Raw genomic sequence first — 20,004 nt, 5'->3', positions numbered from 1 at the left:
ATGAATTTCAGTTAAGCACTAATTGTTTCTAAATCTTTTAAGTTTTTTTCCAGAATCAACAAGTGCCCACACAGATTGTCTGATTGATTGTTAAAGAGCAAAAAAACAACGACGCGATGTATATCTTTCAACTTCTACAACGTCGCGTCGTTGTGTGCGGCGTATTATAGGCATCTGAAAAATCTTTGCAAGCATTTTTTGACAATTTTTTACAAAAAATTTTAAAAACATTGCAAATGATTATTTAGAAAACAAAGTGCGGTGAAAAATCTTACACTTTTGTTTGTATTCCACCTCAATATGCTACTTATTAATCCTTGATAGGATCAATCGCCCTCATACCCTCTTTAGCAAGCTCAGTATTTAACGCCTCTAATGCTTTTTCCTTTTCCTCTTGTGTTAACATCATAGAATGCTTTTTCAAAGAAGCCGCTTTTAAGTTCCAGAAAAAGCTCAAATTAACACTCACTCCCGTTTTTTTAAGTGCAATATAGCAGTATTCTGCTCCTGCCTTTAAAAAATCATCAAAAGAACGAATTCCAATTTTATTCAGAAGACGTTCGTGTCTAACAGACAGGTTTACTCGTCCTCGAATTAAATCAACTTTTGCCATTTCTTTCTGATTTCTATCTTCTTCTATTTGCTCAATTGACCATAGAACAACAGATTTATATAAATCTTTATTCTCTCTAATCTTATCAGGAAGAAGATAAAAATTTATGCCACAAGAAACTGGCTTTTCAGAATGTTCCATATAAGGTATCGCTCCTTGGCTTTCCAAATATTGTGCTAATTTCCCAACAGCCCTTAGATAAAAATAGTTATCTTGGAATAAACCAAACATTGATTTTTCTTGGAAAATTCCATAACTATTAAAAACGCCTTTTGCTGAGACATCGCCAATAAGTTCACTTAGTTCTTTTCTAATTTCAAACGTTAGAGTGTTAGTAATACTCATCATTGCTCTCCTCCATTTAGCTTACTCATTTAGAAGTGCTTAAAGTTATATCACATAAAATCACTCTTTTTACTTAATATTTTCAAGCAATTATCATTTTTGCGACAGCGATCGTAAATCTACAATGTCATTCCCCTATTAGGGCTTAAAACACGATAAAATGGTTCTCTTTTCCATTATTCATTCAAATAGCACATTCTACTACTTTTGTGGTATTTTTTGCTCAAAATGATAACTATGTGTGAATAGTTTCTAAATTAAAGAAGGTTAGTATCAGAATAGAAGATGTAACGTAAAGGTAGTATTACAATGAAATGAAGAACCATTCACCTCAACTACTTGATTTAGATAAATCTATAAATAAGTGTGAATGGTACACAGATTATTAATTTTACTTATACCTTCAGATTGTCAAGCCAAAAATCGCCCAATAACCTGCCCGCCAACTAAAATCCACGCCATTAGCATTGAAGTAAAGAACACGCCAAGATAAATGTACCCTGTTTTGAGATAGCACCAATGGTTGATAACAATGAATACAATAAATTGTGGAATAATCACGGCGAGCATCATCATCCAGCGTCCACCAAATTGTGGCAAACCAATCAAGTCAAACCCCGGCCCAATTTGCATAAAATCAGGAATAAAGTGGAATAACCATAAAATAAATAAACCGCTGACGGCAAAAATAACGGTTTTTATCGACCAACGCATTAATGTGGCAAAAAATGTTTTCTGTAATGGTTGTTTCATTTGCACGCCAATGATTAATCCATTGAAAGCAAAGAAAAAGAGCAAAATCGGTAACCAATAAACGATAAATAGTTCCGCTCTTTCAAGGGTGAGTGGTTTTAAAAGCGGCCATAGGAAACGCAATTCTACGCCTAACCAAGCGTGTACAAGGCAAGTTAAAATATAAAGATAACCTACGGCAATGGTGCTTAACAATAACGAGCGTAGCACCAATGATTTCAAGCCGATATTTGCGTGATTAAGCACACCAAATTCTTGTAATGAAACGGTTGGGTTGGCTTTTTTCCATAATATAAAAAAGAGCAAATTTATTACCGCACTGACTAAAAGCCAGCTAATAATACCATTTCCCATTTCAAGGGGCATAAACTCAAGTGTTGCAGCAATAGGTTCATTGGCACCGCCCCATTGAGTAAAAATAGGATAAAGTAACATTGTGAGTGCAATATTAATGCCAGCAAAGATCCACCATTTTCTAGTAGATAGTGTAGTTTTCTCAGAAATTTGCTGAGTGATGGCAGAAAAATACGGACGTTTTAATAATCCATTTATTAAAAATAGCGCAGAAAGAATAGCACTAAATAATGCGATCAAGCCTGAGAATTCTTTATACCAATAGGTTTGATCGTCAGGATCAACCCAATCTTGATCTTTTACCCCATTTTGTAAGGCTTGGTTAAACCATAGGATTGCTTCTTTATTACTTTGTTCAGCAATCATTACACCAAGATGCGTGCCATCAACTAATGCAGCACGTCTTGCCGTTCCGTTATCAAAAGAACCATAAGTCTGATCCCATTGCAAGGTTGTATTTTCAGGTAAAGAAAAAGCTTTTAAACGAGCGGGGTGATTGACAAGATCTTTGACGGGAAATGTTTTCTCACGGTAACCGCCAATTTCTTCATATAAACCTTGTGTAAGCAAATAATTATGTAACGCTGGATCGCCGCCATTACTACTTAACCCGTTTACGGCTTTATGATCAGGGTTTAATTTTGCGACACGAATCGCATTTAATGCACCTGTCGAATGTCCAAAAATACCAAGTCGATCTTTATCAACAAAGGGTAAGGTTTTTAAATATTGATAACCATTGTTTGCACCACTAATAGTTTTATTGGAAGCGGGTAATTTGGTGGAATAACCGTGCCCAAAATGATCGATAGCAAGTACCACAAAGCCCCGCTTTGCCAGTTCCAACGCGCCGAAAGTACTGGTGGCTTCTTTATCGCTTTGATAGCCGTGCAGGGCGAGCAACGCAGGTTTTGGCGTTTGTGCGGTAGCGGAAATCGGGCGGTACAGTTTGGCGACCATCGGTTGTTTTTCTTCTGTGGGAATTGTGATTGTTTGTACATCAATACGCCCAAAATCACGCTCAATTTGAAAGCCTACATAAGAAGCCAATAGGGTAATGGCAAGAAATATCAAAGCAATGATATAGCTGGTTTTGGAGTTCATTATTTATTCCTCTATGGTTTAATGATTCTACGTTGTGCTAATAGCCAATGAATGACTTCAGGGCTGTTAAAAACAGCGTCCCAAGTGTTGTGTGGGTTGGCGTTTACAATGCCGTTATCACCTGCTTGTTTCATAGTAAATTCAGTATATTTCACATTTGGTGCATTGAGTTTGTCGCGCAAAATGGCGTAGTTAATCCTTGAGCCACGCACGGGGGAAACTTTGTCTTCTTTGCTATGAAAAAACCAAATATGTTCATTTTTGAGCATTGATAGATTGGCAATATTTGCATTGCCATCTATCCATTCTAATGTGTTCGCTTCTCGTCCACTCATTAATAAAGCCCCAGCAAAAAAGTGCGGTCGTTTTTGCAACAGTTTTAATGCTCCTTCTGCACCACGCGATAGCCCAATTAAATAAATTCGTGAGGGATCAATTTGCGGTTCATTTTTTAAGGTGTGATCAATCATTTTAAGAACTAGATCAAGACGATTATCGGTTTGCCAATGAATACCATCTTGTGGTGCAAAAGGATCAAATACTGTTTGATATTGTGGTGCAAGTACAAATCCTGCTTCATAAGTTAAGGTTGCAATCGCCCCTTTGCTAGACAATAAATGCGCAAGATTGTCTTTTCCAACTTGTCCTGAACCGTGTAGGAATATGGTGAGTGGATAAGTTTGATTGACGTTAAGTTGTGGGCGATAAAAGCGATAAGCTAATTGGTTTTCAGCAGGATTTCCTTTTACCGTTTTGGCAACAAATTCATCTAGATAAGGGGTATGAATCGTTTTTTGCGTGGCTGATTGTTTTATACTTGTTTTAGCTAAGGTTTTGCCATTCGTTAATTTAAGCAAGCCCGTTTGTTCAACCTGATAAATTAATCGATCATTGTAATATTCAGGCACTTTTGTACGTTGAATTTTTTCCACAGAAACAATCTCGCCATTTTTATCTTTTGCCTTAAATGTCATGGGCTGCGTATTTTCTTCACGCAAATTATAAGGAATGGCGTTTTTATCTTGAGTATCTAACTCAATGATGACAAATTTCCCTGCATTTGATTGATGAGATTTTTGCGCTTGATTATTCACATAGGCTTTTAAAACAGTTCGAGAAATCGGTGCTTGTTGATCTAATTGAGTTTGAACTTGATACAGCTGGCGTAAGTTTGATCCCGATAAAATATTGTCTTCATACTCTAAAGCAATACCGCTAATTTTTTGTCCTTGCTCGGTAATTTCGCCAATCAATGTCATCTTTATGGGCTTATTTGGTACTTGGGGCTGATCATTGGCATTGGCGATATTGAGCAAGCATAAAAAACTACAAAATAAAAGACCGCACTTTTTCATATTTCCTCCATTAGAAAAATTCCGTGTATTGAAAACAACACACGGAATTTATTTAAGGTTAAAGTTGTTTATTTTGTCGGTTTACATAAAGTAAGATTCCGCCAAGCACACCTAAAGGTAAAATTAAGTCAAATAACGAACCATCATTACCCCAAATTAGGTTAGCGAAAATCACCATAGAACCGCCAATTGCCCAAGCGATCGTGGTTGGAACAGACCAAACAATCATTTGTTTTTTCACATCGCTAATGCCCATCATACGGTTTACTACCCAGAATAAACTGTCGTTGAAATAACCGAAGAAAAGCGATCCCATTGTTGCAGCTTGAGCGGCAAGTAACATATTTACCCCCGGGATTTGCGCTAAAATAGGGGCAGAAATGGATGCAGCTGTAATCATTGCCACCGTGCCAGAACCTTGAATAAAGCGAACAAGAGTGGAGACGATAAATGGAATTAAAATGGGTGAAATGGGTAAAGATGCCACTTGTTTAGCAAGTTCTGCCCCCGCACCGCTTTCACGCAATACCGCACCTAATGCACCACCTGCACCAGTTACTAATAAAATAATACCTGCAGTTTTCACCCCTTCTTCTAAATGAAGTGCGGTGGTATTTCTGTCCACTTTTGGCAATAACGCATAAACAGAAATCAACACACTAATTGCTAAAGCAATGATTGGGTGACCAAGGAAAATAAAGGCTTGATAAACCACGTTGTGGGATAAATCTGGATTTCCTTTCGCGATTAAATCTAAAATCGCTTTGATAAAAATTAACACGATTGGCAATAAAATTGGCAGCAAAGAAAGCCCTAAACTTGGTAGATTTTTCTTTTCACGACTTTCAATGTAATCATCATATTTTTGTTTCAATTCTTCTTGAGTGAAGACTTGTTGATTAAAGTCAGGGTATTTTTTATCGAGCCATTTTGCATAGAGAACAATACCAATTACAGGAAAGGCTGCCATCGACATTCCCACTAACAACATTGCGCCAATATCTACGTTAAATAATCCCGCAACCCCTAACGGCCCTGGTGTTGGCGGCACGGTATGGTGTGTAACAACTAAACCACCCGCAAGAGCAACGCCAAGTGTTAATAGCGAGCGTTTACCGTTTTTTGCAAGCGCTTTGGCAACGGGATACAAAATCACAAAGGCGGAATCCACAAAAATCGGAATACTCACAACATAACCCGTAATGGCCAATGCCCATTCTTCTTTTTTCTTTCCAAGCATTTTGATAAAGCTATATGCCATTTTTTCGGCAGCGCCTGACACTTCAAGGATACTTCCCATCATAACGCCTAGACCAATAACAATCCCGATTCCTCCTAAGGTGCCACCAAAGCCTTTAGAGATCGCACCTAAGGTTTCTTGCGCGCTCATTCCACCAATCAACCCAGCAATGGAGGAAGCAATGAGCATTGCAATAAATGCGTGAACACGCGTCTTTAAAACTAAATAAACCAGTACAAAAACAGCAATGATTAAGCCGATAATTGGCGTAGGTAAACCAAACATATTGCCCCCTTACATATCATATTGAATAAATTGTTGAATCACGGATTTAAAATCTTCATCCGCTTTGAAACCTAATGCCAAGGCTTTATGGTTATCAATCTGAGCAGGCCAACTGGCGACAATGTCATTGATTTGCGGATCGAATTGGAATTTGACGTGCTGTAAAATGTCGCGTCCTTTTATTTCTGCAAGATCGGCTAACATTTCTTTCACTGAAACGCTAAATCCTGGCAAATTCACAATATGCCAACTACGCGCTGGTAATTTGGCTAATTGCAAGCAATGAATGAAGTTGTTTACTACGGTATTTGGGCTAGAAAGCCATAAACCGAGATCTTCTGATACAGGGCAAATACTGTCTTCACCGTGTAAAGGTTCACGCATAATGCTACTGACAAATGAAGATGCGGCTTTATTTGGTTTGCCTGGGCGAATACAAATGGTTGGTAAACGTACCACCAAACCATCAACAAAGCCTTTACGGCTGTAATCATTAATCAACAGCTCACACATTGCTTTTTGTGAACCATAAGTAGATTGTGGTGTTACCGCTGTGCTGTCTGTAATCACAGGGGGGAGCTCACCGCCAAACACCGCTAAAGAACTGGAGAAAATAAAGCGAATATTCGGATTGGTTCTGCGACAGGCTTCTAATAAATGACGTGTGGCGAGAAAATTAATCTCATAGCCTAAATCAGGATCTTGCTCTGCGTGGCTACTCACAATCGCAGCTAAATGGAAAATGGCAGTGGTTTGCTCGGTGATGATGTCCTCTAAGCCCTGTGGCTGGCGTAAATCCATTTCTACGCAACGCACCCTTGGATCATTGTTTGGCGCAACGGGTTTTACCACATCAATCAGCACGAGTTCTTCAATCGGAAGTGCGGTCTGTTTGAGTAATGTTTTTGCTAAACGTTGTCCAAGGAATCCTTGTCCACCTGTGATGACAATGTTCATTATGATCTCCTTTTCTATGAAAAGTGGATAAATGTAAAATGAAGTTTATGAATTAAGATACAAATAAAGCTCGATATAACAATGCTGCTAAACAAGCCCCAATAATTGGCCCAACAATAGGTACCCAAGCATATTCAAAGCGAGAATGACCTTTGTTTTTAATTGGCATAATGTGATGGACTAATCGCGGCATAAAATCTCGAGCGGGATTAATGGCATAGCCAGTTAATCCACCAAAAGACATCACCCCACCAGCAACAGCGGCAAAGACAAAAAACATCGCCATACCATTAGCAGGAATTTGATGCCCTAACGCGAATAAAATGAACAGCAAAGAGAAAGTGGCAACAGTTTCAGAAAGACAGTTACGCCAGTTGTTTTGATTAGATGCAATGGTTGCGAAAACACCTAATTTACTATTTTGGTTATCTTCTTCATCTAAATGATCTTTGAATAATAGCCAAATTATTAGCGCACCAATAAATGCACCGATTAACTGTGCAATAATATATCCAGCAACTAAATGAGCGGGAAAACGCCCAACAGCCCAAAAACCAATTGTTACCGCAGGATTAACATGAGCGCCCGTGAGTGGGCCGAAAATAACTGCAATAGAAACCATTGCAAGCCCCCAACCACAAGCAGCGACAATACCGCCACTACCATACATTCCAGATTTTTTTAAGGAAATATTGGCACACACGCCCAATCCTAATACCATAAAAAAGGCTGTACCGACCAATTCTCCAAGGTAAAGGTTAAGATTTTCCATAACCATCTCCTTTTGCTAAAAAAATAGATGCACATTTCAGCGCACCTATTCACAGATTATTCAAGCTCAACAATGCAAGTTACTTGGCTAGAATCTAACCCTACAATACGCAATGGCGCGTTGAAAAATTGCACAATATTGGCATTGCGCGGTAATTCTGCGAGATGCATATCTTCAATAACAGTAGTAAAACGACCTGTGTGATAACCTAAAATAGCTTGATGACAATGTTTTGGATTTTCACTGTCTGGTACGCGTGATGATGGAGAGCCTAAAGCAAGGAAATCAATGCCAACCCCTTTTAAATTTGGAAAGTTATCTGAGAGATATTTTCCTGCACTGGTCGCAATATAAGGACCTTCATTTTGGTAAAGTGCGGGGTTTTCTGTACGATATTTTTCAAAACCTGTGCGTAAAAAGGCAAAAGACACTTGCGATAAAATCTCAGCGTAAGGCATTAAATCTTCTTTCGTGATCCCTTCTGCTTCTCCTTTTGGTATTTCAATGAGAGCCACTTTTTTATGGCAAAAATAATCTATTGGTAGTTCATTAATACTCAATCCATCTTTGACAAAATGGCGTGGTGCATCCATATGGGTGCCACAATGATTGGGTATTTCACTAATAAAACTACTAAATGGGCAATCTTCAGTAACATCCGTGCATCTGGTTACTTTCACAACAGGTTCACCGGGCCAAGCAACGTCTTTCGGATCTAAAGGGTGAGATAGAAACATAAACATAATGATTCTCCTTGTTCATCAACGTGGATAAGGGCTTGCTAGAAATTTACCCTAGCAAGCAATGTACTATGCCTTTTTGTAAGGCTCGAACCAATCTAATCCTTCTTCGGTTTTCGCTCTTGGTTTGTATTCACAACCAACATAACCCTCATAACCCATCTCATCTAATTTATTGAAAATATATTGATAGTTAATTTCCCCTTCATCGGGTTCGTGGCGATCAGGAACGGAAGCTATTTGGATATGAGCAAATTTGCCAGCAAGTTTGTCCGTTAAGCAGGATAAATTGCCATCAACATTTTGTGCATGGAAATAATCTAACTGTACAAACACGTTATCACGATCAACTAACTCAACGATTTCTAACGTATCGTATTGGCTTTTAAGCAAATAATTCGGTTTCACTTCAGGGCTAAGGGCTTCAAGTAATACCTTGATGCCGTGAGGTTTAAATTTTTCTGCGGCATAACGGACATTTTCAATAAATGTCGCTTTGTAAGCCTCACGATCTGCCCCCTCAGGAACAACTGCCGCCATCACGTGAACATTTGGGCAATTTAGGGCAAGGGCATATTCCAACGATAAATCAATATCACGGCGAGCATCATCTTCTCGTCCGGGAATCGCGGCAACGCCCCATTCACCTTGACTCACATCTCCTGCTTGCGTGTTAAATAGCACTTGTTTCAAGCCAAATTGATCTAAACGTTGTTTTAACTCTGTGGTGGAATAATCATAAGGCCAAAGATATTCCACATAACGAAATCCCGCCTTAGCCGCTGCTTCAAAGCGATCTAAGAATGGAACTTCGTTAAACATCATTGTAAGATTAGCTGCAAATTTAGGCATAATTATTTCCCCCTGTTTTCTAAATCTTTCACTTCTGCATCTGTGAGATAACGGATATTTTGTTCTTTTAAGATAAAGAACAATTTGGCGGTTTCTTCTAATTCTTCCGTGTTATCCACCGCATCAACCAAGCTTGTTCCCGTAACAACAACACCGTGATTAGCAAGTAAAAAGGCTTTGCCAGATAAAGCACGTTCCCCTAATTCACGAGCAATATTGACATCACCAGGGCGATAGTAAGGAATCATCGGAAGTTGACCGACTCGCATCACATAATAGGGTGTAAAAGCACGCATTGCGTTGTCTGGATTTAAGCCTTCTAAACAAGAAAGAGCGGTTAAATAAGTAGAATGAAGATGAACCACCGCATTGCATTGCGGATTGTTCTGATATAACGCCAAATGAAAAACATATTCTTTAGAAGGTTTATCCCCTGCAAGCCAGTTGCCTTGCATATCCACCACAGATAGTTTTTCAGGTGTAAGCCGTCCTAAAGATGAACCTGTTGGCGTAACCAAAATCCGATTTTCATCTAAACGAACAGATAAATTTCCCGCCCCACCAACACTATAGCCACGTTCATAAAATGAGCGAGCAAGGTTCACCATTTCAATTTTTTGTTCTAGTTCTGTCATACAGCCATTCCTTGTGCAAATTCAAAGAAATCTACTTTGCCGAAATTGCCCGATTTCAAGGCAAGATAAATGGGTTCTTCCACCGCTTTTAACCAAGGCACACCCGGCGCAATTTGTTTACCAATATGGAAACCACTAAAACCAAGTTGCTGTACCACAATGCTAGATGTTTCACCGCCAGCTGTAATAAAATTGGTTACGCCTGCGTTTTTCAATTTTTCCGCTAAACGCGCAAAGGTTTGTTCAATAGCCTGACTGGCGCGTTCTGCACCAAATTCATTTTGAATAGCTTTAAGTTTTTCAGGGGGAACGATGGCATAAATCATTGGTGCTAATGGTGAATCTAAATTTTCCATCGTCCATTGATATAGCTTGTCCGCATAATCAGGATGATTAATGGCTTGTTCTACATCAAGGAATAAGTGCGGTGCTTTTTTCTGATAATTTTCTACTTGTTGATTGGTCATTACCGAACAAGAGCCTGACAACACGACAGTTTTTCCTTTTGTTGGGGTAAACGCATTGTCTCCTTTTTTACCGCCACTTAAACGCGCAGCCATATAAGCCGCAAGTCCAGAACCGCCTGTTACCAATTTGAAATCAGCCACAGCATCAGCTAAAACCGCAAGCTGTTGGTTATCAACGGCATCCACCACGGCATAACGGCAGCCTTGTTGTTTTAATGCTGCGAAACGCGCCTTAACTTGTTCACTACCCTGAATGACATCAGCATAAGCGACTAATCCCGTTTTCCCTTCTGCTTGAGAATCCATTAAACGGAGCAAATTGGCATCTTTCATTGGCGTGATTGGGTGGTTGCGCATTCCAGATTCATTAAGTAGCACATCGCCCACAAACAAATAGCCATTAAAAATCGTTCTACCATTAATCGGTAATGCCGGCGTGATCACCGTGAAATCATCATTTAACGCCTTTAATAACGCATCTGTAACAGGCCCAATATTGCCTTTTTCTGTGCTATCAAAGGTGGAACAATATTTAAAATAAAACTGTGAACAGCCATTTTGCTTTAACCAATCTAACGCTTGTAAAGATTGTTGAACGGCCTCATTTGCTGGATTTGAACGGGATTTCAAACTAATGACAATGGCATCAACACTATCTTGCAAAGGTTGTGTTGGTACACCATTCATTTGAACGGTGCGAAGCCCATTTTCTACAAGGAAACTGGCAATATCACTTGCACCCGTAAAATCATCTGCAATAACACCTAACATCTTAATATCCCTCCTTTTTTGGTAGCTCGATACCACTAAAAATTTTAATCACTGCGCTGTCATCTTCTTTTCCGTAACCTGCATTGCTTGCTTCTGTAAACATTGAATAAGCCGTGCTTGCCAAGTGCAGTGGGAAATGGAGCGATTTTGCCGTGTCATTCACTAAGCCTAAATCTTTAACAAAAATATCAACCATTGAAAGTGGGGTATAATCACCTTCGACAACGTGTTTCATTCGGTTTTCAAACATCCAAGAATTACCTGCCGCATTGGTCACAACGTCATACATCAAATCAAGGGGAATACCTGCTTTAGCCGCTAAAGCCATTGCTTCAGCACCTGCGGCAATATGTACACCAGCCAAGAGTTGATGAATGATTTTCACTGTTGCGCCTAAACCAATTTCTTCACCGATGTTATAAACCTTACCTGCAACGGCAGTTAATACAGGCTGTAATTTCTCAAAAGCTTGTTTTGAACCTGATGCCATTACTGTCATTTCTCCTGCCGCTGCTTTTGCAGCACCACCAGAAACAGGCGCATCTAACATAAGCAAACCTAACTCTGTTAATTTTTGTGAAATTTCTTTCGCATCTTGTGCAGAAATTGTAGAAGAAACCATTACTGCTGTATCTGGTTTTAAGTGCTGTGCTAAGCCATTTTCGCCAAACAACACCGCCTTAACTTGCGCGGCATTGACTACCAATAACACCACTGCATCTAATTCTTGTGCAAAATCTACCGCACTTTTTCCAACGGCTTTTGCCCCGTGATCTTTTAGGGTTTGTAGTGCAACTGGGTTTAGATCAACGCCATAGGTATCCAAGCCAGCATTTACGCAAGATTTTGCAGCGCCCATACCCATTGCGCCTAAACCAATAACGGCAACTGAATAATTTTTCATACCCATTCTCCTTTGTAATAATGATTAAGATGTAACTCATTTTATCTATTTTGAAATAAAAAACTGCGATAAAGATCACAATATTTAACATTTATTGTGAAATATTGTTAATTTTTAAGATGGGATTTTCCCGTGAAAGACTTTATAATAGAGAAAATTAATCCTTTCGGAGTATGTGATGATTCCTGCAGAGCGACAAAAACAGCTACTTAATCTTATTCGGCAGCATAATATTATTAGTATCACTCAGTTAGTCGAAGTGCTTGGCGTATCTCATATGACAATCCGCCGAGATATTCAAAAATTAGAACAAGAAGGGCGTGTAGTTTCTGTTTCTGGTGGTGTGAAATTATTAGAGCATTTATCAGACGAACTTACCCATAACGCAAAATCTTTGTTATCCACGTTACAAAAAGAAAATATCGGTATTTGTGCTGCACAATCCATTCCACAAAATACAACCGTTTATTTAGATGCTGGCACCACAACCCTTGAAATCGCCCATCGAATTGCAGATAGAGAAGATCTCTTGGTGGTAACCAATGATTTTATTATCGCAGATTTTCTAATGAAAAATGGACAATGCGAATTAGTACATTGTGGCGGAACGGTAAATAAATCTAATTATTCTTCAGTGGGAGAGCTAGCTGCTCAACTCTTAAGACAACTTGCTATTGATATAGCCTTTATTTCCACATCTTCTTGGAATTTAAAAGGACTTACTACACCTGATGAAAATAAGCTGCCTGTGAAACGTGCTATTTTGCAATCTAGCCAAAGAAAAATTTTGGTTTCAGATTCGTCTAAATACGGAAAAAGCGCAACGTTTCATATTTGTGCGCTAGATGAATTTGATCGAATTATTTCCGATCAGGATTTATTAGATAATGCGCAAGTCGCCATTCGAGAAATGAAGATTGATCTAACTTTAGTATAAAAAATGCGGTAAAAAACCACCGCACTTTTTATTCTACCCCACTCGGCTTACGGCGTTTGCCGATGTTTTTTGTGTCTTTATGGCGGAGTTTGGTTTTTTTCTGCTGTTCTGATTTTTTCTTTTCTGCCCGTTTTTGTTTAATACGCGCTTTTTGTTTTTTACTGACGCTTTTGACTTCGCCGTCTTTCGGTGCTTTGGTACGCGGTTCTAAGCCTTCGATAATGCGTGGTTTGAGCAACTCTTCGGTGTAACGCTTAATTTTGCCGAGCAGTTTATAATCGTGGGCTTCTACGAAAGACACCGCCACCCCTTTTTTGCCTGCGCGCGCGGTGCGTCCGATGCGGTGTAAATAAGTGTCTGCGCTGTAAGGCAAATCCATATTCATCACGTGGCTGATGTCATCAATATCAATCCCACGCGCTGCCACATCGGTGGCAACTAGCACGGTTACCACACCATTTTTGAGTTTATCAATGGCATTATTGCGTTGCGTTTGCGCCATTTCCCCTTCTAAATAGGTACTGCGAATGCCACGTTTGCGCAAGGTGTCGGAAAGCTCTCGCACAGTTTCACGGCGGCGAACGAAAATAATGCCCTTGCTTACCTTTTCCTGCTCAATAAAACGAGCGAGCAATTTCACTTTATGCTCATCGCTGTCTGCGTGATAGTACCATTGTTGGATTTTTTTACGCTCACGGCGACTTGGCTCCGCATCAATTTTTACAGGGTCATTGAGTAGCCGCCCTGCAAAATCCATTAGCAATTCCCCTTCTAACGTAGCAGAAAACAGCAAGGTTTGCTTACGCCAGCGGGTTTCTGCCGCGATTTTTTCTGCGTCTTGCCCAAAGCCCATTTGCAGCATACGATCCGCTTCGTCAAAAATCAGAATTTCTACCGCCCGACAATCAAAATTTTCTTCTTGAATATATTGCAGCAAACGCCCCGGCGTGGCGACCACCAAATCTTGGTTGCTGTTAAACACTTCGCCGTGGTTTTGATACGCCACACCGCCTGTGATGGTGGTAATATCAAGGTTGGTAAATTGCGCTAATTGCTCCGCTTGCTCTGCCACTTGCATCGCCAACTCTCGAGTTGGGGTGAGAACCAACACCCTTGGCGTACCAGGTTTACGGCGTGGATTATCTAGCAGATGTTGCAAGGCGGGCAATAAGAAAGCGGCGGTTTTCCCCGTGCCTGTTGGGGCTGAGCCTAGCACATCTCGCTCCGCCATTGCCGCTGGAATACTTTCCAACTGAATAGCAGTGGGGCGTTGGTAGCCTTTTTTCGCTAAGGCTTTTAATAATTCTGGGGCGAGATCCAATTCTTCAAATTGTGCTAAGTTCATATTTATTGTTACTATTAGGAAAAAATTGGTGCTGATTATACCGCACTTTGGGAGCAAAGTGCGGTCAATTTTTGGGAAGTTTATGGCAACGAAAAATCAAGGCTTTCGCTTTAAGCAGTTTCAGGTTAATCATCATCGCTGTGCAATGAAAGTGGGAACAGACGGCATTTTGCTTGGTGCTTGGGCGGATATTCAAGGGGCAAAAAACCTTTTGGATCTCGGCACAGGCACGGGGTTAATTGCGTTAATGTTGGCACAACGCACGGCACAAGATTGCCATATTAGTGCGGTGGAACTTGATAATGCCGCGGCAGAGCAGGCGCAGGAAAATATTCAGGCTTCCCCTTGGGCTGAGAAAATCTCGCTATATCAAATGGATATTGCAAAATTCGCACAAAATCCACCGCACTTTTTTGATTTAATTGTGGCTAATCCGCCCTATTTTGAACCTGCACAGGCTTGCAAAAACGCACAACGTGATCTTGCGCGCTACACTCTTGAACAAAGCCATAATGACTGGCTCAATGTGGCAGCGCAATGCTTAAATGAACAGGGGAAAATTCAATTTATCCTGCCCTATGAAGCAGGAAAAATCTTACAAAAAAGCACCGCACTTTATTGCACAGAACAATGTGATGTGATCACCAAAATCGGCAAGCCCGCACAACGCCTGCTGCTCACATTCCGCAAACAGCCCGCGCCAATGCAACATTCACAACTGATTATTTATGACGAAAATAATCAATACCACCCTGACTTTGTGGCGCTAACGAAAGGGTTTTATTTGAGGTTTTGAATAAAAAACCTAGCACAAACGTGCTAGGTTGATGAGATTACTCCGCAAATTCGTCCAACATATCTAAGGTTGGGACGAAGAAAAGCGTGCCGGTGCGGGTACGGCTGAAATCAAGCAAGCGGTCGTAATTGCCAGCGGGGTTGCCGATAAACATATTGTTTAACATTGCTTGCACGGTGCTGAAGGTGTTGGCATAAGCAATGAAATAAGTTCCCACTTCGCCGTTAGCAGAAAAGGGCATATTGTCGCGAATGACTTTACGATCATCGCCCACGTTAGCTAATGCGCTGTGGCTGTTAGCTGGTTTTGTGTCATCCTCCATTTCAATGTCATCTGCTTTAGAGCGGCCGAACACTTTTTCTTGCTCACTTAATGGCAGCGCGCGCCACGCTTGCATATCGTGAACATATTTTTGTACGAATAAATAGCTACCGCCTTGGTAAGCTGGGTCTTCTTCCCCTACGGTGCCGAATAAGATGCGATCTTCTGGATCGTGCGGGTTTTCTGTGCCGTCCACAAAACCAAGAATACTGCGTCCGTCCCAATAGCGGAAGCCTTGAATATCCACCACGCATTTTGCCACATCGTGTAATACATCGGTGATATTTTGTGCAATATCAAAGCAATAGCTTGGTTGATCACAACGGATATGGAAATGCAAATCGCCACGGGTTGCCACGGCAGTATATTTTGCACCTTTAATTGGCTCAAAAGGGACAAGCTCTTTTGGCAACGGCTGTGGTAAATCAAGGCGTAACCACGCATCGTGTCCAATGCCCATTACGACGCTGGCTTTGGCATCAGGAAAACGGGTTTTCGCCGAATTATTAAGATTGCCAATTAATCCGCAAAGTTGTTGGAACGCGGGTTTTACGTCCACATCATCGTGAAAATTCCACACCATAAAAATGGTGTTTTTGTTTGGTTCATCAAGAACATTTTGTAAAGCAGCCATAATATTTCCTTTCGTTAGAGGCACTTTAATAAGTGCGGTTGTTTTTTATTTCGTTTTTAAATATTGCAAACCGTCAATTTGCATTATTTTACCTGCTGGTGCACCAATGGCGTTCGGCAAGTTATGAATAAGTGAATTGGCAAAATCACCTGTATATAATTTCGCCCCTTGGTGAGTGAGGTTAGATTGGCAATCAATATAAACTTTACCGCCCATTTTACGCCATAAATAGCAAAATCCGTAATCTTCAGAAAGATAGCGGTTGGTCTGCGGGTCGATCATTACGTCAAAAAAACGATAATGTAGCCCTAAATCTTGGTAGCCAATGCTATCTGGCACATATTGCAATTCTGGATAATGCGCCATCATTTTTTCAAATACTTCGCGTTTAATGCACATAAACCCTGTTGGCGCTTCGTCCATTTCCATAAAGCCGTCTGGTTGAATGGCTAATTGCACCTTATCGCCTTCTACACGCCCTGTGTTTACCGTATATCTCGTGCTGGCAGATTCAAATTCTTGCTTTGTCATTCCAGCAGGAATTTCACTTGGAAATTGTTCGTATTTTAGAGGATAAACCCCTGCGGCAATGTCATAATCTGACAATAATAAACGCAAAGCAGCATCAACGGAGAAGCCAATATCGGAATCAATCCAAAATAAATGTGTCCATTGTTTATTGGCTAAAAATTCTGCAACGGCATTATTTCTTGCTCGTGTAATTAGGCTTTCACCACGCTGTAAAGACACCTGTAAACGCAAACCAAGATTACTTGCTGCACTAGTGAAATTTAATAATGAAATCACATAGTTATGAAAATATTTCCCATCGTGGCTTGGCGTCATTATAACGGGGCGCATAGTTTTTAATGCATCGAAATTTAACATTGAGTTTCCTTATTATTCGATTAACCCTGATTTTACAAGAAAATTGTACACGCCGTCTTCTTCAATATGATCCGTAACGTGATTAGCGAGAGCTTTTAAGGTATCGTGTCCGTTTCCCATTGCCACGCCAACACCCACCAAGCTAAGCATTTCGATGTCATTTAAACCATCACCAAACGCCATCACATTTTCCATTGAAAAACCAAGATGACGTGCAATCGCGGCAATGCCTCTTGCTTTTGAGCCTTCAGCATCAAAAATATCCACTGAGTTTTCGTGCCAACGTACCGTTTTCAGATCGTCTAAAATATGTGCTTGTGCAACCAATTCATCTTTATCTTCGGCATAAAAGGCGAGCACTTGGTACACATCATTTTGTTGATAATAGGTTTTATCAACTTGATAATCTGTGGTGATCGGATCAAGCGCGTACTTTAACATTGGTGTAATTTCAGAAACACGAATTTTATCATTAGAAACAAAGGCATAGGCAATATTATGAAGCTCAAAGAAATCCACTAACCGCTGAACTTTTTCTGTTGGAATCGGGTGCTTTTCAATCACCTCATCATTATGTACGGCAAATTGTCCATTGGTAGTAACAAAGGTGCGAATGCCTTCTTGCTCTACCATTTCATTAATTTTAGCTGGAAAGCTGCAACGTGCACGCCCAGTTGCAATGCCAACCAAAATGCCATTCGCTTGCAATTTTTGAATAGCAAGTCTAGCGCTTTCTGGAAAATGTACTTTATTTTTCACAAATAAAGTTTCATCAATATCAAAAAAAACCGCTTTAATTTGCTTACGATAATTCGGTACTATCATTTTTATCCTCTTCTTATCTAAATTTTGAGCAAATTTTACCATTTTTTGCGATCAAGATCGGAAAATTGATCAGAAAAAGTTTTTTTATCAAAAAAATCAATTATAGTGAGTTCAACCAAAAGAGAAGTGCGGTGGAAAATTGGTGAATTTTTTCGGTTTTCGTTGTGTATTATGCCAACAAGTTTTATCACAAGAGAAACAGGGTATATGCACAACTTGCAATAAAGCAATGAAATGTTACATCTATTGTGGTTGTTGCGGAATGCCAACCCCAAGTTACGTTAAACATTGTGGACATTGCACAACTGTTACTCCTCTTTGGGATCAAATAGTCATCATAAGCAAATATGATCCCCCTATATCGGAATTAATTCAACAATTCAAATTCCACCATCTCTTTTGGTTAGACAAAACCTTAGCACGCTTGCTTCTATTAGCGCTTTATGAAGCAAGACGACAGCATTCCCTACACTTTCCACAAGCGATTTTTCCTGTGCCACTGCACCATTTTCGTCAATGGAGGCGAGGTTATAATCAATCTGATTTAGTCGCTAAACATTTATCCAAATGGCTGAATATTCCTTGTCATTCGCAATTTATTCAACGGATAAAACAAACACCGCCTCAGCTTGGTTTAAACGCTAAGGCGCGCAGGCAAAATTTAAAACACGCCTTTAAGTTTGCTAATCAAGAGATAAATTATCGTTCCATTGCGTTGGTTGATGATGTGATCACCACAGGTTCAACCTTAAACGAAATCGCTAAACATTTTCGTCAATTAGGGGTGGAAAATATTCAAGTTTGGGGGCTCGCTCGGGCTTTCCATACTTAGCAATTCCTTGATTATAGAAAACACCAAATAAAAGAAAAGGTGGAAAAAAAGTCTATCTAGCGGTATGATGCCTGACTATCTAGCTCAAGTATTACTGAGGAATAAATAATGCAACAAATTACGATTTCTGACGCGGCGCAAGCGCATTTTCGCCGTTTATTAGATCAGCAAGAAGAAGGCGCAAATATCCGCATTTTTGTGGTGAATCCCGGCACGCCAAGTGCGGAATGTGGGGTGTCTTACTGCCCACCAAACAGCGTGGAAGCCACCGATACAGAAATGAAATATGATACGTTCTCCGCCTTTGTTGATGAAGTGAGCTTACCATTTTTGGAAGACGCGGAAATTGATTATGTTACGGAAGAATTAGGCTCGCAACTTACCCTTAAGGCGCCGAATGCGAAAATGCGTAAAGTGGCAGACGATGCCCCTTTAATTGAACGCGTGGAATATGTCATTCAAACCCAAATTAATCCGCAACTAGCAGGCCACGGTGGACATATCACCTTAATTGATCTGACTGAAGATGGTTATGCAATTTTACAATTTGGCGGTGGCTGTAACGGTTGTTCAATGGTCGATGTGACGCTAAAAGATGGTATTGAAAAACAACTGGTGAGTTTGTTCCCTGGTGAATTAAAAGGGGCGAAAGACGTAACCGAACATCAACGCGGTGAGCATTCTTATTATTAATCGTAAAACAAACAAAAAGGCGCGGATTCTCCCGTGCCTTATTTGTTATAACTCAGAGTCAAAATTAATCGCCCCTGCATAATTAAGTTGTCGCCACGCTTCATAAACAGCCACAGCAACAGAATTGGATAAATTCATACTACGGCTATTTTCTGTCATTGGAATGCGAATTTTCTGTTCCATTGGCATTTCGTCTAAAATCGCCATTGGAATACCGCGGGTTTCAGGGCCAAACATCAAATAATCCCCTGCTTGAAAGGAAACTTGGCTATGTGCTAGCCGCCCTTTGGTTGTCATCGCAAACAAGCGTTTAGGCTGTTCTGCCGCAAGAAAATCGGCAAAGGTTTTGTGCTTTTTAATTTCTGCAAATTCGTGATAATCCAATCCTGAACGGCGTAACCGTTTGTCGTCCCAAGTAAAGCCAAGTGGCTCAATTAAATGTAAACGAAAGCCAGTATTCGCACAAAGACGGATAATATTCCCTGTATTTTGCGGAATTTCTGGCTCATATAGCACAATATCTAACATAATTTTTTCTCATTCAATTTCGGTGTGCGAATTTTACCGCTGAATAATGAAAGATCAA

At 40.2% G+C, this 20,004-nt stretch carries 20 protein-coding genes; 4 read left to right on the top strand and 16 right to left on the bottom strand.

Annotated features, from left to right (window positions below; translation table 11 throughout):
* Window positions 1–310: 310 nt before the first annotated feature.
* The 11 genes from ACLS0A_RS08275 to ltnD all read right to left on the bottom strand — a co-directional run bounded on the left by ACLS0A_RS08275 (window position 311) and on the right by ltnD (window position 12,153).
* Complete coding sequence (locus ACLS0A_RS08275) at window positions 311–961, bottom strand: TfoX/Sxy family DNA transformation protein (protein WP_416082988.1); 651 nt, start codon at window positions 959–961, stop codon at window positions 311–313.
* 408 nt (window positions 962–1,369) lie between these two features.
* Window positions 1,370–3,169: an alpha/beta hydrolase gene (locus ACLS0A_RS08270; RefSeq protein ID WP_416082989.1), complete on the bottom strand. Its 1,800-nt coding sequence runs from the start codon at window positions 3,167–3,169 to the stop codon at window positions 1,370–1,372.
* Window positions 3,170–3,180: 11 nt separating this feature from the next.
* Window positions 3,181–4,524: a phospholipase gene (locus tag ACLS0A_RS08265; protein WP_416082990.1), complete on the bottom strand. Its 1,344-nt coding sequence runs from the start codon at window positions 4,522–4,524 to the stop codon at window positions 3,181–3,183.
* Window positions 4,525–4,582: 58 nt separating this feature from the next.
* Window positions 4,583–6,049 (bottom strand): gluconate:H+ symporter, encoded by a 1,467-nt coding sequence (locus ACLS0A_RS08260; RefSeq protein WP_416082991.1) that lies wholly within the window; start codon window positions 6,047–6,049, stop codon window positions 4,583–4,585.
* 9 nt (window positions 6,050–6,058) lie between these two features.
* A complete protein-coding gene (gene denD / locus ACLS0A_RS08255; protein ID WP_115248748.1) occupies window positions 6,059–7,006 on the bottom strand; it encodes a D-erythronate dehydrogenase in 948 nt (315 codons plus the stop codon).
* A 52-nt stretch (window positions 7,007–7,058) separates the two neighbouring features.
* Window positions 7,059–7,778, bottom strand: a complete 720-nt coding sequence (locus ACLS0A_RS08250; protein WP_115248747.1) for an MIP/aquaporin family protein — start codon at window positions 7,776–7,778, stop codon at window positions 7,059–7,061.
* A 56-nt stretch (window positions 7,779–7,834) separates the two neighbouring features.
* Window positions 7,835–8,521, bottom strand: a complete 687-nt coding sequence (locus ACLS0A_RS08245) for a cyclase family protein (protein ID WP_115248746.1) — start codon at window positions 8,519–8,521, stop codon at window positions 7,835–7,837.
* 66 nt (window positions 8,522–8,587) lie between these two features.
* A complete protein-coding gene (gene otnI, locus ACLS0A_RS08240; protein ID WP_416082992.1) occupies window positions 8,588–9,370 on the bottom strand; it encodes a 2-oxo-tetronate isomerase in 783 nt (260 codons plus the stop codon).
* Between the two features lie 2 nt (window positions 9,371–9,372).
* A complete protein-coding gene (locus tag ACLS0A_RS08235) occupies window positions 9,373–10,005 on the bottom strand; it encodes an aldolase (protein WP_416082993.1) in 633 nt (210 codons plus the stop codon).
* On the bottom strand, window positions 10,002–11,243 hold the full coding sequence (gene otnK, locus ACLS0A_RS08230) for a 3-oxo-tetronate kinase (RefSeq protein WP_423105281.1): 1,242 nt from the start codon (window positions 11,241–11,243) through the stop codon (window positions 10,002–10,004). Before otnK ends, ACLS0A_RS08235 begins: the two co-directional genes overlap by 4 nt.
* A gap of 1 nt (window position 11,244) precedes the next feature.
* The gene (gene ltnD / locus ACLS0A_RS08225; RefSeq protein WP_416082994.1) at window positions 11,245–12,153 is read right to left on the bottom strand and encodes an L-threonate dehydrogenase; all 909 of its coding nucleotides are present in this window, start codon (window positions 12,151–12,153) and stop codon (window positions 11,245–11,247) included.
* A gap of 172 nt (window positions 12,154–12,325) precedes the next feature.
* Between ltnD and ACLS0A_RS08220 the strand changes: the two genes are divergently transcribed.
* Window positions 12,326–13,084 carry a DeoR family transcriptional regulator gene (locus ACLS0A_RS08220; protein ID WP_416083017.1) on the top strand — a complete coding sequence of 253 codons (759 nt, stop codon included), beginning with the start codon at window positions 12,326–12,328 and terminating at the stop codon, window positions 13,082–13,084.
* Window positions 13,085–13,112: 28 nt separating this feature from the next.
* Here the strand turns inward: ACLS0A_RS08220 and srmB are convergent, their stop codons facing one another.
* Window positions 13,113–14,429: an ATP-dependent RNA helicase SrmB gene (gene srmB, locus ACLS0A_RS08215; RefSeq protein ID WP_416082995.1), complete on the bottom strand. Its 1,317-nt coding sequence runs from the start codon at window positions 14,427–14,429 to the stop codon at window positions 13,113–13,115.
* An 82-nt stretch (window positions 14,430–14,511) separates the two neighbouring features.
* On the opposite strand from srmB, the gene ACLS0A_RS08210 reads away from it, so the two are divergent.
* Window positions 14,512–15,225, top strand: a complete 714-nt coding sequence (locus tag ACLS0A_RS08210; protein WP_416082996.1) for a tRNA1(Val) (adenine(37)-N6)-methyltransferase — start codon at window positions 14,512–14,514, stop codon at window positions 15,223–15,225.
* Window positions 15,226–15,262: 37 nt separating this feature from the next.
* Here ACLS0A_RS08210 and ACLS0A_RS08205 read toward each other — a convergent pair whose 3' ends face one another.
* Genes ACLS0A_RS08205 through ACLS0A_RS08195 form a run of 3 tightly spaced genes read right to left on the bottom strand, consistent with a single transcriptional unit; the run spans window position 15,263 to window position 17,893 of the window.
* A complete protein-coding gene (locus ACLS0A_RS08205; RefSeq protein WP_416082997.1) occupies window positions 15,263–16,180 on the bottom strand; it encodes a Dyp-type peroxidase in 918 nt (305 codons plus the stop codon).
* Between the two features lie 45 nt (window positions 16,181–16,225).
* On the bottom strand, window positions 16,226–17,068 hold the full coding sequence (locus ACLS0A_RS08200) for a hypothetical protein (protein ID WP_416082998.1): 843 nt from the start codon (window positions 17,066–17,068) through the stop codon (window positions 16,226–16,228).
* A 12-nt stretch (window positions 17,069–17,080) separates the two neighbouring features.
* Window positions 17,081–17,893, bottom strand: a complete 813-nt coding sequence (locus ACLS0A_RS08195; protein ID WP_416082999.1) for a Cof-type HAD-IIB family hydrolase — start codon at window positions 17,891–17,893, stop codon at window positions 17,081–17,083.
* A gap of 142 nt (window positions 17,894–18,035) precedes the next feature.
* Here ACLS0A_RS08195 and ACLS0A_RS08190 point away from each other — a divergent pair, with 142 nt between their 5' ends.
* Together ACLS0A_RS08190 and nfuA are read left to right on the top strand one after the other, a co-directional pair.
* On the top strand, window positions 18,036–18,725 hold the full coding sequence (locus tag ACLS0A_RS08190) for an amidophosphoribosyltransferase (protein ID WP_416083000.1): 690 nt from the start codon (window positions 18,036–18,038) through the stop codon (window positions 18,723–18,725).
* A gap of 108 nt (window positions 18,726–18,833) precedes the next feature.
* Complete coding sequence (gene nfuA / locus ACLS0A_RS08185; protein WP_423105280.1) at window positions 18,834–19,418, top strand: Fe-S biogenesis protein NfuA; 585 nt, start codon at window positions 18,834–18,836, stop codon at window positions 19,416–19,418.
* Between the two features lie 45 nt (window positions 19,419–19,463).
* Here nfuA and trmL read toward each other — a convergent pair whose 3' ends face one another.
* Window positions 19,464–19,946: a tRNA (uridine(34)/cytosine(34)/5-carboxymethylaminomethyluridine(34)-2'-O)-methyltransferase TrmL gene (gene trmL, locus ACLS0A_RS08180; RefSeq protein WP_416083002.1), complete on the bottom strand. Its 483-nt coding sequence runs from the start codon at window positions 19,944–19,946 to the stop codon at window positions 19,464–19,466.
* Window positions 19,947–20,004 lie beyond the last annotated feature (58 nt).

This window comes from Avibacterium volantium (assembly GCF_049366555.1).
In the GTDB taxonomy this organism is placed as follows: Bacteria; Pseudomonadota; Gammaproteobacteria; order Enterobacterales; family Pasteurellaceae; genus Avibacterium; species Avibacterium volantium_A.
The sequence above is the reverse complement of the archived record's forward strand: the minus strand, read 5'-3'. Positions and strand labels throughout refer to the sequence as shown.

Coding starts and splice junctions, on each gene's coding strand:
- ACLS0A_RS08275 (WP_416082988.1), bottom strand. CDS start 961: ATGATGAGTATTACTAACACTCTAACGTTTGAAATTAGAAAAGAACTA.
- ACLS0A_RS08270 (WP_416082989.1), bottom strand. CDS start 3,169: ATGAACTCCAAAACCAGCTATATCATTGCTTTGATATTTCTTGCCATT.
- ACLS0A_RS08265 (WP_416082990.1), bottom strand. CDS start 4,524: ATGAAAAAGTGCGGTCTTTTATTTTGTAGTTTTTTATGCTTGCTCAAT.
- ACLS0A_RS08260 (WP_416082991.1), bottom strand. CDS start 6,049: ATGTTTGGTTTACCTACGCCAATTATCGGCTTAATCATTGCTGTTTTT.
- denD (WP_115248748.1), bottom strand. CDS start 7,006: ATGAACATTGTCATCACAGGTGGACAAGGATTCCTTGGACAACGTTTA.
- ACLS0A_RS08250 (WP_115248747.1), bottom strand. CDS start 7,778: ATGGAAAATCTTAACCTTTACCTTGGAGAATTGGTCGGTACAGCCTTT.
- ACLS0A_RS08245 (WP_115248746.1), bottom strand. CDS start 8,521: ATGTTTATGTTTCTATCTCACCCTTTAGATCCGAAAGACGTTGCTTGG.
- otnI (WP_416082992.1), bottom strand. CDS start 9,370: ATGCCTAAATTTGCAGCTAATCTTACAATGATGTTTAACGAAGTTCCA.
- ACLS0A_RS08235 (WP_416082993.1), bottom strand. CDS start 10,005: ATGACAGAACTAGAACAAAAAATTGAAATGGTGAACCTTGCTCGCTCA.
- otnK (WP_423105281.1), bottom strand. CDS start 11,243: ATGTTAGGTGTTATTGCAGATGATTTTACGGGTGCAAGTGATATTGCC.
- ltnD (WP_416082994.1), bottom strand. CDS start 12,153: ATGGGTATGAAAAATTATTCAGTTGCCGTTATTGGTTTAGGCGCAATG.
- ACLS0A_RS08220 (WP_416083017.1), top strand. CDS start 12,326: ATGATTCCTGCAGAGCGACAAAAACAGCTACTTAATCTTATTCGGCAG.
- srmB (WP_416082995.1), bottom strand. CDS start 14,429: ATGAACTTAGCACAATTTGAAGAATTGGATCTCGCCCCAGAATTATTA.
- ACLS0A_RS08210 (WP_416082996.1), top strand. CDS start 14,512: ATGGCAACGAAAAATCAAGGCTTTCGCTTTAAGCAGTTTCAGGTTAAT.
- ACLS0A_RS08205 (WP_416082997.1), bottom strand. CDS start 16,180: ATGGCTGCTTTACAAAATGTTCTTGATGAACCAAACAAAAACACCATT.
- ACLS0A_RS08200 (WP_416082998.1), bottom strand. CDS start 17,068: ATGTTAAATTTCGATGCATTAAAAACTATGCGCCCCGTTATAATGACG.
- ACLS0A_RS08195 (WP_416082999.1), bottom strand. CDS start 17,893: ATGATAGTACCGAATTATCGTAAGCAAATTAAAGCGGTTTTTTTTGAT.
- nfuA (WP_423105280.1), top strand. CDS start 18,834: ATGCAACAAATTACGATTTCTGACGCGGCGCAAGCGCATTTTCGCCGT.
- trmL (WP_416083002.1), bottom strand. CDS start 19,946: ATGTTAGATATTGTGCTATATGAGCCAGAAATTCCGCAAAATACAGGG.